Here is a 14,389-nt window from a genome sequence, read left to right on the forward strand (position 1 = left end):
CCGGGGGCGCGGGTCGGGCGCCGAGGTCGCGCCCCCTGTCCGCCGGGGGGGGGCGGGGCCCCCCCCCCGCGGGGGGGGGGGGGTGGGGGGGGACCTCCCCCACCCGGGTCTCCCCCACCGCAGCTTCCGGGGGGGGGGGGGGGGGGGGGGGTTCCTCCCCCGCCGCCCCGCCGCCCCGCCGCCCCGCCGGGTCAGCCCTCGACGATCTCCACCGACTCGATGGTGTGCGTGGTCTGGGGCCGCCCCTGTGGGCTGCCGTCGGACTCGATCGCGGTGACGGCCTCCATGCCCTCGGTGACGGTGCCGAAGAGGCTGTAGTCCGGCGGCAGAGAGACGCCGGAGTCGCCGGTGACGATGAAGAACTGGGAACCGTTGGTGTTCGGTCCGGCGTTGGCCATGGCCACCGACCCGATCTCGTACTCGCCCTCGGCGGGCAGCTCGTCGTCGAACTCGTAGCCCGGGCCGCCGCTGCCGGTGCCCTGCGGATCGCCGCCCTGGATCATGAAGCCGGGGATCACGCGGTGGAAGGTGATGCCGTCGTAGTAGTTGTTGCGGGCCAGGAAGACGAAGTTGTTGACCGTCTCCGGTGCCTTCTCCTCGAGCAGGTCCACGGTGACGGGCCCGGCGTCGGTGGTGATGACGGCCGAGTAGTCGACCCCCGGGGTCAGGCACATCGGCGGGGCCGAGTCGAACGAGGTGGTGCGCTCGTCGGTGCCCTCGGCGGGCGGACACTCGACGTCGCCGCCCGACTCGCGGCCCTCGCTCTGCGCTGCGCTGGTCGTCCCGCCGGACGCCTGCTCGTCGGAGGACGCGTCGTCGGACCCGCAGCCGGCCAGCGCGAGGGGCGCGGCGAGGGCGAGGACGCCGAGGGCGGTGCGGACGGTCGGGCGGCGGCGGGGTGAAGCGGTGAGGTGCATGGGACGAGACTAGGTGGTGAGCCCGTCCGGGTGGGCGCCCGCATACGCGCCCGGGTGGGCCTCCGCGGGCGCGCGCGGGTGGGGCCCCGGCGCGTGGTGGGCGGGGTGTGTCGGCCCCGACGGGTACGATCGACCCGGCTTTCGTCCCGCAGCCGCGCCTCCCCGGCGGCGGCGCAGCGGGCGCGGAGGTGCGACAGGGCACAGCAATGTGAACGAGGGCGGCCCCGGCCGTCGGGACGGGGACACGCACACATGGAACATCACGGCCACCACGAGTTGGTCGACGAGGTCGAGCGATCGGTCGCCGCGCTCGCCGATCCACGTGGCCGGGAATGCCTCCAGCGGATCATCCTGCCGCGGGCCGGCGAGCCGCTCGACGTGCGCTCGCTCTACCTCGACGAGGCCCCCACCAACTCCCGCCGCGCCCACTCGTCCACCCGGACGTCGCTCGGCATCGGCGCGGACTCCGAGGTCTCCTTCGCCACCTACTTCAACGCGTTCGCCGCGGCCTACTGGCGCCGGTGGACGGTCCTGGACGAGGTCGTCCTGCGGCTAACCGTCCGCGGCGCCGGCCGCGTCGACCTGTACCGCTCGAAGGTCGACGGCTCCCGCATCGCGATCACCGGGGACGTCGTCGGCGAGCCGGGTCGCGCCGGGCAGGTCACCACGGTCGAGTTCGTGTGCGACCTCGGTCCGTTCGAGGACGGCGGCTGGATCTGGTTCGACCTCACCTCCGACACGGACGTCGAGCTGCTGTCGGGCGGCTGGTACTCCGCCGTCGACGCCCCGGCCACGCGCCCCGACGCCGGCCCGGACGGTCGACCCGACCCGGCCGTGCAGGTACCCAACGACCGCCGCGTGACCGTCGGCATCCCCACGTTCAACCGCCCCGGTGACGCGGTGGCCGCGCTGCGCGCGCTGACGTCCGACCCCGAGGTCGACGCGGTGATCGACGCGGTCCTCATGCCGGACCAGGGCGACAGGAAGGTCCGCGACGAGCCCGGGTTCGCGGAGGCGGCGGAGTTCCTGGGCGACCGGCTGCACATCTTCGACCAGCCGAACCTCGGCGGGTCGGGCGGCTACAGCCGCATCATGTACGAGGCCCGCAGGCTGACGGACTCGCCGTACATCCTGTACATGGACGACGACATCGAGATCGAACCCGACTCGATCCTGCGGGCGCTGGCTTTCGGGCGTTTCGCCACCGTCCCGATGCTGGTCGGCGGGCAGATGCTCAACCTGCAGGAGCGCAGCCATCTGCACACGATGGGCGAGGTGGTGGGCGCCCACGACTTCATGTGGACCGCCGCCCCGCACGCGGACTACGACTACGACTTCTCCACGTACCAGCTCACGGACCGCGACAACCCCAAGCCGCTGCACCGCCGCATCGACGTGGACTACAACGGCTGGTGGATGTGCCTCATCCCGCGCGTCGTGGCAGAGAAGATCGGCCAACCGCTGCCGCTCTTCATCAAGTGGGACGACGCGGAGTACGGGCTGCGCGCGCGACGCGCCGGCCACCCCACGGTCACCATGCCCGGTGTGGCGATCTGGCACATGGCGTGGTCGGACAAGGACGACGCGATCGACTGGCAGGCCTACTTCCACCTGCGCAACCGCCTCGTGGTGGCGTCGCTCTACCACGACGGCGACCACAAGGGGATCATGCAGTCCAGCCTCAAGGCGCTGGTCAAGCACCTGGTCTGCCTCGAGTACTCGACGGTGGCCATCCAGATCGAGGCGATCCGCGACTTCCTCCGCGGGCCCGAGGCGCTCTACGACCTGCTCCCGACCGCGCTGCCCAAGGTCCGGGCGATGCGGGCGGAGTTCCCCGACGCGGTGGTCATCCCGTCGGCCGTCGACCTGCCCGCGCCGTCGGGCGGACCGGCCGGGATCCACTCCGAGCCCCGCGGCCCGGTCCGCAAGGCCGTCGCGTTGGCCAGGGGACTCGCGCACACCCTGAGCAAGGACGACAAGCGTCACCACGAGGTGCCGCAGGCGAACTTCCCGCCGATCGAGGCGCGCTGGTACTCGCTCAGCCGGGTCGACGGCGCCACGGTCACCACCGCCGACGGCCGCGGGGTGGTCTACCGCAAGCGCGACCGCGAGCTGGCCGCCGCGCTGTTCAAGGAGTCGGCGGCCCTGCACCGCGAGCTGTTCCGACGGTTCCCCGAGATGCGGCGCCGCTACCGTGACGCCCACACCGAACTCGTGACCAAGGAGGCCTGGAGCCGTGTCTTCGATGCCTGATCCCGTGGGTTCGGTCGAGATCCCCGTACCCACCGGCGAGGTCCGGCTCCTGGCGGCGGTGCAGAAGCGCCTGCTCGCCGTGCCCGGGTCGCGTCAGGCGGCCGTGACGCTGTCGCACGTCGGCGAGCACGCCCTCGGGTGGATGGCGATCGCGGCGGCCGGCATGGTCGTCGACCCCGATCGCCGTGGCCGCTGGGCCATGGTCGGTGTCGGCAGCTTCGGCGCCCACGCCACGTCCGTCGTCGTCAAGCGCGTCGTGCGTCGGCGCCGACCGGACCACCCCTCCGTCGCCGTGGGGGTGGGCACCCCCTCCAAGCTGAGCTTCCCCTCGTCCCACGCCACCTCCACCACCGCGTTCGCCCTGCTCGCGGGGTCGGTGTCCGGCGTCCCGGTCGCGCCGGCGCTCGTGCCGCTGATGCTGGCGTCCAGGTTGGTGCTCGGAGTCCATTACCCTTCGGATGTGGTCGCCGGTGCCGCCGTCGGTGCGGGCTGCGCTGCCCTCACCCGCGCGGTCTGGCCCTCGGACGCGGTCCAGCAGGTCCTTCCCGGGGCACTGCGCGACGGCGCGGCGGGCCCGCGCGCCACCCAGATTCCCGAGGAGAAGCGATGACCGATCAGACCGGAGTGCCGGCCGCCCGGGGCGGGACGGAACACCATCTCCTGGGCGCCGAACCGCACACGGCCAACGAGATCGACGACATCGAGGAGGCCGCCGAGGAGTCCGGGGGCGCGCCCCCGAAGAACCTGCTCGACGGCATGATCAAGGCCCTCCGGCCGCGTCAGTGGGTCAAGAACGTCCTCGTCATCGCGGCGCCCGCCGCGGCGGGGTCGCAGACACTCACCGACGGCAGCGTCCTGTTCTCCGTCTTCATCGCGTTCGTGGCGTTCTGCATGGCCGCCTCGAGCGTGTACCTCATCAACGACGCGATGGACGTCGAGGCGGACCGCGCGCACCCGACCAAGCGCTTCCGGCCCATCGCGGCGGGCGTGTTGCCAGTCGGGCTCGCCTACGCGATGGCGGTGGTGCTCATCGTCGCCGCGCTCGTCATCTCGGTGCTGTTCGCGCACCCGGCCCTGGCGATCGTCGTGGCCGTGTACATCGTGCTGCAGCTCATGTACTGCTTCGGGCTCAAGCACCAGCCGGTGCTCGACATCGCGTTCGTCTCCTCCGGCTTCCTGTTGCGCGCGGTCGCCGGCGGCGCGGCCGCCGAGGTCGAGATCTCGCAGTGGTTCCTGCTCGTCATGGCGTTCGGTTCGCTGTTCATGGCGGCGGGCAAGCGGTACGCGGAGCTGAGCCTGCACCTGAAGACGGGCGCGAAGATCCGCAAGGCGCTGGAGAGCTACACCCCCACGTACCTGCGGTTCGTGTGGACGCTGTCGGCCACCGTGCTCGTGCTCTGCTACGCGCTGTGGGCATACGACCGGGGCTCGGACCCCACCCAGCCGAGCGGTGCGGCGATCTGGCTGCAGATCTCGATCGTGCCGTTCACCATCGCCGTCCTGCGCTACGCGGTCGACGTCGACGCCGCGCAGGCGGGCGAGCCCGAGGACATCGCGCTGGGCGACCGGGTCCTGCAGGTCCTCGCCGCGCTGTGGGTCCTGACCGTGGTGATCGGGGTCTACATCGTCCCGTCGCTGGCCTGATCCCGGCGGACCCACGATGTCGGAGGTGACGGCAGAGCGCCGTGACGGTCGTCGCGACCAGCGCGGGGCCGGATCCGGCGACCCGCGGGCCGAGCACCGCGACGTGGTCGGACGCGGGCGGGGCGACGCGGTCTTCTGGACCGGGCTCGCCGTGGTGGTGGCGATCTTCTTCGCCGGCGCGTGGCAGCGGCGGTGGATCGCCGACGACGGCCTCATCGTGCTGCGGACCGTCCGCAACCTCGTGGCCGGAAACGGCCCGGTGTTCAACGCGGGGGAGCGGGTCGAGTCCAACACCTCCACGCTGTGGACCTATCTCATCTACGGCACCCACGAGGTCGTCGGCTACCGCCTCGAACTGGTCGCGCTGGGACTGGCGCTCACGCTGAGCATGGTGGCGGTGGCGTGCGCCATGCTGGGCGCCCGCGTGATGTACCGCGGCACCCGACGCGCCCCGGCGGGCGGGCCGATGCTGCTCCTGCCGTTCGGCGTCCTCATCTATGTCATGCTGCCGCCGGCCCGCGACTTCGCGAGTTCCGGACTCGAGACGGGGCTGGTGATCTGCTGGATCGGCGTCATGTGGCTGGGCCTGCAGCTCTGGGCCCGTTCCCCCCACCGCGAGGGCCGCTCCGGCCTGCCCGCGCCGGGGACGGCGGCGATCGCGTTCATCGCCGGCCTGGGGCCGCTCGTCCGGCCCGAGATGGCGCTGGCGGCGGCGGTCTTCCTCGCGATGATGGCGGCGTCCCGCCAGTCGTGGCGACACCTGGGCTGGCTCGTCGTCATCGCGGGCACGGTGCCGGTCGCCTACCAGCTCTGGCGGATGTCCTACTATGCGCTGCCGTACCCGCTCACGGCCGTGGCCAAGGACGCCGGCGGCTCCAAGTGGGACAAGGGTGCCGAGTACCTGTGGGATCTGCTCGCGCCGTACGTGCTCCTGCTGCCGCTCGTCGCCGTCCTCGTCGCGGGCCTCGTGGCCCTGTGGGCGCGGACGGCCCACGGACCGGCATCGTCCGGACCAGCATCGTCCGGCCCGGCATCGTCCGCACATCCGCTACTCCGACTCGGGATCCGCTCCCCTCACAGGGGTAGCGGATCCGGTGCGGCAGTAGCGGATTCCCGGCCGGGCGGGGCGGTAGCGGATTCCGGGCCGGGAGAAGGGGACGACGACGAGGGCGGCCGGCTGCTCCGCCTGCGGGGCCGGGTCCGCTCCACCCCGGTCGTCACGGTCGCGTTCCTCGTCGTGGCCCTGGTGATGCTGCTGTACGTCACCCGCGTCGGCGGCGACTTCATGCACGGCCGCGTGCTCCTGCCGTCCCTGTTCCTGATCCTCCTGCCCGTCTCGGTGGTGCCCCTGCCCGTAGGGCCCGCCCGCGGGTCCGCGGACGCCTCCGTGCGGCGGGTGGCGGTACCCGTGACCGCGGCCGCGTGGCTCGTCGTCGTCGGATGGGCGGTGACCGTCCAGATCACCGAGGATCCCTTCCGCGAGGAACCGGAGTCCATCACCGCGGCCGGCATCGTCGACGAGCGGCAGTTCTACATCCAGCGCACGGGACACAAACACCCGCTCCTCGCCGACGACTACCTCGACTTCCCGCGCATGCGCGCGCTCGTGCGCGACGTCTCCCGCAACGAGACGGGGGCGGTGTTCCTGCCGGTGCCGGGCTTCCAGGACCGCTGGGACGTCGTCGCCTACGACCACCCGATGCCCGGGCTCGCGCCGTTCGAACTGCCCGAGAACCCCGTCAAGACCGTCGTGTTCCTCAACCTGGGCATGACGAGCATGAACCTGCCCCTCGACGTGGGCGTGTACGACACGGTCGGTCTGGCTTCGCCGCTCGCCGCGCACACGGACCGGATGGAGGACGGGCGGATCGGGCACGACAAGTTCCTGCCGTACGACTGGGTGCTCGCGCAGAAGCAGGTGATCGAGGACCCGGTCAACTTTCCGCGGTGGATCGACGTCAACTGGGTCAACCAGGCCGAGGTGGCGCTGCAGTGTCCGGCGACGCAGGCGCTGATCGAGTCGTATTCCGCCCCGTTGACCCCCGAGCGGCGGTGGTCCAACCTGGTGAACGCATTCTCATTCGCCGAGTACCGGATCAACAGAATCCCTGCGTACGAGGTGCAGCGGTGCGGCTTACCGATGCCTGAGGAGGTGGAGAAGTACCAGGGCACTCGGTAGGGTGGCGCTCGCTGTTGTCTCGAAACGGTAACAGTCAGGGGTCGAATCGGTCCCCGACCTGTAACACCTGTCCCACAATGCGCGACAGTATCGATGACCTCGATGTCGCAGTTCCGGTCCTTCCCTGGTGGGGCCGGTCCGATGAACGTCACCGATGCCCCGCGGGGCACCAGGAACGAACAAAGGAACCAACGAATGTCCCACTCCACCCTCCGGCGCCGGTTCGCCGCCGGGCTCACCGCTCTGGCGACGGCCGCAGGGCTCCTCGTCGGCGCCCCGGCACTGGCCGGCGCCCAGGCGACCGAGCAGGGTTCCTCCGCCAGCCTCGGCTCGGCGGGCTCGTCGGCCCCGCCGCCGGCCGCCCCCGCGTTCCAGCCCGCCGGCGGTAACGAGAACCCGGTCGGTTTCCGCAACTGGCTGCGGCCGGGCTGCGAGTGGGATCCCGTCGCGTCCTGGGTCCAGCTCTGCCACGTGTGGTCCCCGGCGATGAACCGGCACATCAAGGTGCAGGTGCAGCCCGCGCGCTTCGGCGGCAACGCCGGCCTCTACCTGCTCGACGGACTGCGGGCGCGTGATGACTGGAACGCGTGGACCCACGACGCCCAGGCGCAGCGCATCTTCCTGCAGGACAACATCACCCTGGTCATGCCCGTCGGCGGCCAGGTGTCCTTCTACTCCGACTGGCAGCGGCCCATCAACCTGGGCGGCAACCTGCTGGAGTACAAGTACGAGACGTTCCTGACCAGCGAGCTGCCGAACTACCTGGCGGACCACTTCGGGGTGCGTCGCGACAACAACGCGATCGCCGGTCTGTCGATGGGCGGCTCCGCCGCCGCGTCGCTCGCGGCCAACCACCCGAACCAGTTCAAGCAGGTGTCGGTCTTCTCCGGCTACATGAACCCGACCGCCCCGGGCATGTACACCATGATCCCGCTGGCGATGTTCGACCAGTGCAAGTGCGACCCGTTCGCCATGTGGGGCCTGCCCGGCTCGCCCGCGTGGGGTCGCAACGACCCGCTGCTCAACGCCGACAAGCTGCGCGACATCCCGATGTACGTCACCGCGGGCTCCGCGATCCCGGGCCAGTACGACCAGCCCTCCAGCCTGCAGGCCGTGTTCAACACGTTCAACGGCATCATTCTCGAGGGCCTGTCACGCGGTTCGACCCTGGCGTTCCAGAACACGATGAACGCGGCCCCCAACAAGGCCATCTTCGAGTACCGCACCACCGGTATCCATGGTTGGGGCTACTGGAACGACGACCTCATCGCGGCGCGCTCGGCGCAGATCCTGGACGTGATGAACGCCCACGCCTGGGCGGGGTACTGAGCCGCACCGTCGACCGGCACAACTAAATAGGACGGATTCGCCCTTTCACAGCGAGTCCTCACCCGTCACACCGGGGCCCCGCGCGTAGATTCTGTGCGGGGCCCCGGTCGCATCTGACCACCGGGTTCGGCCGTGGGAGGGGAACCCGCGGGCGCGCCGCGGACCCGGGCCCCGGAGACGGGTGACGCGGGCCGGGTGCGACGCGCGCCCACCAGACGATCCGGCGAGACGACGCGGCAAGAAAGAGAACAACACATGGCGACCCCCAGCGCACACGCGAGCCCCCGTTCCCGGTGGGCGTCCCTCCTCGCGGCTCCCCTTGTGGCGTCGGTGGTGGGATCCGGTCTCGTCCTGCCGCCCGTCGCCGCGGCGCAGGAGACGCCGACCCGTCCGACCCCGGCGCAGAGCAGTCCCACGCAGACCGAGCAGCCGCGGTCGACGACCGCCGCGCCGGACCCGGCGGGCGCGCCCGACGCGCCGAGCCTGCGCGTGCCCGCGGCGCCGCCCTCCGGCGTGCGTCTGGACAAGGTCGAGTGGAAGTCGGCCAACCGCGTGGCCCTGTGGGTGCAGTCGCCGGCCATGGAGCAGGCGGTGCAGGTGCAGCTCCTGCTCCCCGCCCAGTGGAACGCCGACCCCGGCCGCACCTACCCGTCCCTGCTGCTGCTCGATGGGCTCCGTGCCCGCGACGACGCGAGCGGCTGGACCCTCGAGACCAAGATCTCCCAGTTCTTCGACGCCAAGAACGCGGTCGTCATCCTGCCGGTCGGCGGCGAGTCGAGCTTTTACACCGACTGGGTCTCCGACGCCAAGGGCGCGGCCTACCAGTGGGAGACGTTTCTCATGCAGGAGCTGCCCCCGCTGCTGGCGCGTGACTGGAGGGTCGGCGACAAGCACGGCGTGGCCGGGCTGTCCATGGGCGGCACGGCCGCCATGATGCTCGCCCAGCGCTACCCCGAGCACTTCCAGTTCGCGGCCAGCTACTCCGGCTTCCTCGACACCACCAGCTTCGGCATGCCCGAGGCCATCAAGGTGGCCATGCAGGACGCCGGTGGCTACCCGGCGGAGAACATGTGGGGTCCGCTCGGCTCGGACCGGTGGCAGGAGCAGGATCCCAAGCTCCACACCGAGAAGATGCGTGGGCAGAGCGTCTACGTCTCCGCGGGCAGCGGTAACACCGGCCCGTGGGACCAGCCCTCCGGGCTGCCGGACATCCCCACCAACTTCCCCGGGTACGGGCTCGAGCTGCTCTCGCGGATGACCACCCAGACCTTCGTCAACAAGGCGCGCGCCGAGGGTGTCGAGGTCACCGCGAACTTCCGTCCGTCCGGTACCCACACGTGGCCGTACTGGCAGTTCGAGATGACCCAGGCGTGGCCGCAGTTCGCCGCCGCGGTGGGCATCGAGAACGTCGAGAAGCCGTGCGCGGCGGCGGGCGAGATCGCCCGCGTGGCCGAGCGTCAGCCCGGACTCGGGCCGTGCCTCACCGGCGAGTACGACGTCCGCGGCGGCAAGGCCACCGACTTCCGCTTCGGCCGCGTGTTCTGGTCGCAGGCCACGGGGGCGCATTCCGTCCTCGGGGCGATCGGCGCCGCCTATCAGGCCGAGGGCGGACCCGACGGCGTGCTCGGGTTGCCGACGTCCGGGGAGACGACCACCCCGGACGGGCGCGGCCGGTTCTCCACTTTCCAGAACGGCGTCATCTACTGGTCGCCCTCCACCGGCGCGCACGCGGTCCGCGGCGGCATCCGGGCGATGTGGCAGGAGCGTGGTGCGGAGCGCGGCGACCTCGGGTACCCGACCACCGACGAGATCACCAACCCCAACAAGCCGGGCGTCGTCCAGGGCTTCCAGGGCGGGACGGTCTACTGGTCGGAGGAGACGGGTCCCAAGGTCGTCGAGGGGGACATCCTCAAGGCCTACCGCGAGGCCGGGGCGGAGAACTCCGAGCTCGGCTACCCCGTGACCGACGAGATCGCCCTCGACACCCGGCGCGGCGCGTTCAGCCGGTTCCAGGGGGGCGCGATCTACTGGTCGCCGCGCACCGGCGCCCACGTCGTCCCTCGCGGCCCGGTGTTCGACGCCTGGGGCACCGTCGACTACGAGCGCGGCCGGCTCGGTTACCCGACCGGCCCGCTGCGCAACACCTCCGGCGGCCAGGTGATGGAGTTCGAGGGCGGTCGGATCACCGTGTCCGGCGGCCGGGCGGAGATCTCGTGAGGTCGCGCGCGCTCTCCCTCGGCGCCGCGCTGCTCGTCGCCGGCGGGATGCTCACCGCGTGCGGGGGAGGGGACTCGACGGTCTCCGGTGTGCCGGACTCCGAGACGCTCGCCCCGCCGCCGGGCGGCGGCTCCGCCGGTGCCTCCCGCGTCCCGGCGACGGAGGACTCCGGCCGGTACACGGAGGCGCCGGCCCCTGTCTCCCCGGATGCCCCGGGGTACACCGCGCCGGCCATCGGTGCGCGCGAGCGCGGCTACCTCTCCGCCCTGGAGAAGGAGGGCATCGAGACCGCCGACCTGTCGGACTCGCTCGTCGCCGCCGGCAACACCATCTGCCGCATCCGCACCACCGGCGGAGCCGCGGACGAGACCACGACGATCGCCGACGCGGTCGCCGGCCAGATCTCGGCGGGCGGCTACTCCGACCGCGAGGTCGACGAGCTGTCCCGGATCGTCGTGGACGCCTCGGCCGGGCAGCTCTGCCCGTAGCGGCCCGCCCAGCGCACTGCCGCCCGCTCGGCCCGCGCAGCACGGCGGCGGTCGTCGGCGTGCGGCGGCCGTTCCGGGTGAGCCCGGACACCTCACCCGGCACCTGAGGAACCCGCGCGGACCGCGGGGCGTTGAACCGGTCGTCGGCTACCCGCCACAGTCGTGCGGGAGGTCGGGAAGGAGTTCGTATCGTGGCTCGCGGAACGCGTCGTGGGGGAGGCCGCCGTCTCGGCTGCTCACTGGGGGCGCTCGTCCTGATCGTCCTGCTCGTGCTCGGCATCGGGTGGTGGCTCGGCAACCGGGGGTTGCCGACCGGCCCCGACGGCCCGCTGCCCGGCCCGGACGAGACCGAGCAGACCCAACCCGCCGACTGTCCGGACGTCGAGCTGATCGCCGTGCCGGGGACATGGGAGAGCAGCCCCACCGACGATCCGCACAATCCGGGTTTCCTGCCCAACGCGCTTCTGCGGACGATCACGGACCCGCTGAGCCGGCAGTACCCGGACGAGCGCCTCGAGGTGTTCACCGTCCCCTACGTGGCGCAGTTCCGGAACCCGCAGCAGCCGAACCAGGTCACCTACGACCAGAGCCGGGCGGAGGGCACCGAGCGTGCCCGCGCCGAGCTCGCGGCCACACACGAGCACTGCCCCTTCACCTCGTTCGTCCTCCTGGGTTTCTCCCAGGGCGCGGTGATCGCCGGCGACCTGACGAGCGAGATCGGTAACGGCAACGGTCCCGTTCCCGCCGACCGGATGCTCGGTTCCGTCCTCATCGCGGACGGCCGCCGCCTGCCGGGGCAGGGCCAGTCGCCGGGGCTGTCCCCCGGCAACGGCCAGGGGATGGAGATCGCCCTGCAGCCTGCCACCGGGCTCACCCAGCTCATCGCCGGTGCCACCATGACCGGGCCCCGCCCCGGCGGGTTCGGCGAACTCGACGAGGAGACCGCCCAGATCTGCGACTCCCGCGACCTGATCTGCAACGCCCCGCTCAACGTGGTGGACGGTGCCGCACGGTTGCAGGAGTTCGTCGCCAACAACGCGATCCACGCGATGTACGCGACGAACCCGGACGTCATCCCCGGGACGACGGTTCCCGAGTGGACGATCGGGCACGTACGCGAGCTCGTCGACGCCGCCCCGGAGATCGCCCACGAGTGAGGTCGGCGCCCCGTGGCCGGGCGCTCGCGCGACACGCCTGACGGAGCGGATGATTCGGAGTTCGGATGTGCCCTGGGGCACGCTGTAGGATCGACCAAGCTTGTCGTCGGTGCACCCGGCATTTCCGTGGTCGACGGCGTCGACCTCTGTAAGACGGATCGGAACGGAGCAACGTGGAGTTCGAGCAGTACCACGACGCCAGTGGGGCGATCGTCATCCCTGATCGCACCACCCTGGTCGACTTCGTCGAAGCGAACGTCTCCGCCGCCCGCCGCGATCCGGCCGAGGACGGGCCGATCTACCGGTACATCGACTACTCGACCTCGCGCGACGGTGAGGTGCACGAGCTGTCGTGGTCGAGTTTCGGTGACCGGCTCTGCGCGATCGCCGCCCGCCTGCAGCAGGTCGCGAAGCCGGGAGACCGCGTGGCGATCCTCGCCCCGCAGGGTCTCGACTACATCGTGTCCTTCTTCGCGGCGATCCACGCCGGTCTCGTGGCCGTGCCGCTGTTCGACCCGGACGAGCCCGGCCATCACGATCGACTCCACGCCGTCCTGGGCGACTGCGCGCCGGCGGTCATCCTCACCTCCACCGAATCCGCCGCCGGGGTCCGGAAGCTCTTCCGGGAGCTGCCCGCCCGCGAGCGACCGCGCACCGTCGCCGTCGACGCCATCCCGGCCGAGCTCGGCTCGGGCTGGAACCGACCCGACCTGGGCGCGGACGACATCGCCTACCTGCAGTACACCTCCGGTTCCACCCGGGTGCCCGCCGGTGTGGAGATCACGCACCGCAACGTGGTCACCAACGTCATGCAGCTGTTCGACGGCCTCGGCCTGACCCGCTCCTCGCGGGGGGTCACGTGGCTGCCGTTGTTCCACGACATGGGCCTGCTGACGGTGATCCTGCCCGCCATGGGCGGCGCCACCATCACGGTGATGAGCCCCCGCGCGTTCGTGCAGCGCCCGGGCCGATGGATCTCGCAGCTGGGCGCCACGTCCGGCGGCGACGGGGTGTTCGCCGCCGCCCCCAACTTCGCGTTCGAGCACGCCGCCCGCCGCGGCCTGCCCAGGGAGGGCGAGACCCTCGACCTGTCCGGCGTGACGAGCATCATCAACGGTTCGGAGCCCGTCACCCCGGCGTCGATGCGGGCATTCAACGAGGCGTTCGCCCCCTACGGGCTCGCGCCCACCGTGATCAAGCCGTCCTACGGCATGGCCGAGGCGACCCTGTTCGTGTCCTCGCCGCGCCGAGATGACGAGGCGATCGTCATCCATGTGGACCGGACGGATCTCAACCGGGGCGTCATGACCGTCCTCGAGCCGTCGCAGGTGGAGGGCAACGAGGACGCCATCCCCCAGGTCGCGTGCGGGTACGTCGCCCCCAGCCAGTGGGCCACGATCGTCGAGGCGAACATCGACGAGGCCACGGGAGAGCACGACGGCACCGGCCGCGAACTCCCCGAGGGCCGGGTCGGCGAGATCTGGCTGCACGGCACGAACATCGGTCGCGCCTACTGGGGGCGCCCCGAGGAGTCCGAGGCCACCTTCGGCAACCGGCTCGTCGAGCGGCTGCAGGATGGCTCCAAGACCGTCCGCGAGTTCGGAACGGTACCCGAGGACGCGCGCTGGCTGCGCACCGGCGACTACGGCGCCTACGTGGACGGTCAGCTGTACATCACCGGCCGCGTCAAGGATCTGGTGATCGTCGCGGGCCGCAACCACTACCCCCAGGACCTGGAGAACACCGCGCAGAGCGCGTCCGACGCCCTGCGGCCCGGCTTCGTCGCCGCGTTCTCCGTGCCGGCCAACCAGTTGCCGATCGAGGCGCGTAACGGTGCGGAGATCGCCGCCGATGACTCCTCGGAGACGCTGGTCGTGGTGGGTGAGCGCGCGCCCGGCGCGGGCAAGGCCGACCCCGGTCCCATCGCGGACGCGGTCCGGTCGGCGATCTCCGCGCGACACGGCGTCACCGCCCAGGACGTTCTCCTGGTTCCCGCCGGGTCCATCCCCCGCACGTCCAGCGGCAAGATCGCCCGCCGTGCCTGCAAGGCGGCGTACGTGGACGGCACCCTGCGCGGGGGCCACCAGCAGACCGCATTCCCGGACCTGCCGGCGCAGTAGCGTCCGCCGGGCCGGTTCACGGCGCACGGCGGCCCCGGCGCACGGGAACACCGGACGACACCTTCAGGAAAGGCGAGCCACGACG

Annotated in this window: 10 protein-coding genes; 9 read left to right on the forward strand and 1 reads right to left on the reverse strand. The window is 71.7% G+C overall.

What is annotated here, in order from left to right:
* Nucleotides 1-191 precede the first annotated feature (191 nt).
* Entirely contained in the window at nucleotides 192-917 is a 726-nt protein-coding gene (locus tag KHA85_RS10555) for a peptidylprolyl isomerase (protein ID WP_213185751.1), read from the reverse strand.
* Between the two features lie 252 nt (nucleotides 918-1,169).
* Between KHA85_RS10555 and KHA85_RS10560 the strand changes: the two genes are divergently transcribed.
* The 9 genes from KHA85_RS10560 to fadD32 all read left to right on the forward strand — a co-directional run bounded on the left by KHA85_RS10560 (nucleotide 1,170) and on the right by fadD32 (nucleotide 14,304).
* The gene (locus tag KHA85_RS10560) at nucleotides 1,170-3,170 is read left to right on the forward strand and encodes a glycosyltransferase (protein ID WP_236885511.1); all 2,001 of its coding nucleotides are present in this window, start codon (nucleotides 1,170-1,172) and stop codon (nucleotides 3,168-3,170) included.
* Nucleotides 3,163-3,780: a phosphatase PAP2 family protein gene (locus KHA85_RS10565; protein ID WP_213185752.1), complete on the forward strand. Its 618-nt coding sequence runs from the start codon at nucleotides 3,163-3,165 to the stop codon at nucleotides 3,778-3,780. The genes KHA85_RS10560 and KHA85_RS10565 overlap by 8 nt, the downstream gene beginning before the upstream one ends.
* A complete protein-coding gene (locus KHA85_RS10570; protein WP_061227880.1) occupies nucleotides 3,777-4,814 on the forward strand; it encodes a decaprenyl-phosphate phosphoribosyltransferase in 1,038 nt (345 codons plus the stop codon). Before KHA85_RS10565 ends, KHA85_RS10570 begins: the two co-directional genes overlap by 4 nt.
* A 16-nt stretch (nucleotides 4,815-4,830) precedes the next feature.
* On the forward strand, nucleotides 4,831-6,993 hold the full coding sequence (locus KHA85_RS10575) for an arabinofuranosyltransferase AftB family protein (RefSeq protein ID WP_213185753.1): 2,163 nt from the start codon (nucleotides 4,831-4,833) through the stop codon (nucleotides 6,991-6,993).
* Between the two features lie 195 nt (nucleotides 6,994-7,188).
* Nucleotides 7,189-8,322, forward strand: coding sequence for an alpha/beta hydrolase (locus KHA85_RS10580; protein WP_213185754.1), 1,134 nt, complete (start codon nucleotides 7,189-7,191; stop codon nucleotides 8,320-8,322).
* 255 nt (nucleotides 8,323-8,577) lie between these two features.
* Nucleotides 8,578-10,539 (forward strand): alpha/beta hydrolase-fold protein, encoded by a 1,962-nt coding sequence (locus tag KHA85_RS10585; RefSeq protein ID WP_213185755.1) that lies wholly within the window; start codon nucleotides 8,578-8,580, stop codon nucleotides 10,537-10,539.
* Complete coding sequence (locus KHA85_RS10590; protein WP_007628275.1) at nucleotides 10,536-11,027, forward strand: DUF732 domain-containing protein; 492 nt, start codon at nucleotides 10,536-10,538, stop codon at nucleotides 11,025-11,027. The genes KHA85_RS10585 and KHA85_RS10590 overlap by 4 nt, the downstream gene beginning before the upstream one ends.
* Before the next feature lie 191 nt (nucleotides 11,028-11,218).
* Entirely contained in the window at nucleotides 11,219-12,184 is a 966-nt protein-coding gene (locus KHA85_RS10595; RefSeq protein ID WP_213185756.1) for a cutinase family protein, read from the forward strand.
* A 173-nt stretch (nucleotides 12,185-12,357) separates the two neighbouring features.
* Nucleotides 12,358-14,304: a long-chain-fatty-acid--AMP ligase FadD32 gene (gene fadD32, locus KHA85_RS10600; RefSeq protein ID WP_213185757.1), complete on the forward strand. Its 1,947-nt coding sequence runs from the start codon at nucleotides 12,358-12,360 to the stop codon at nucleotides 14,302-14,304.
* Nucleotides 14,305-14,389: the final 85 nt, after the last annotated feature.

It is taken from the genome of Dietzia massiliensis (genome assembly GCF_018390595.1).
Classification (GTDB): Bacteria; Actinomycetota; Actinomycetes; order Mycobacteriales; family Mycobacteriaceae; genus Dietzia; species Dietzia massiliensis.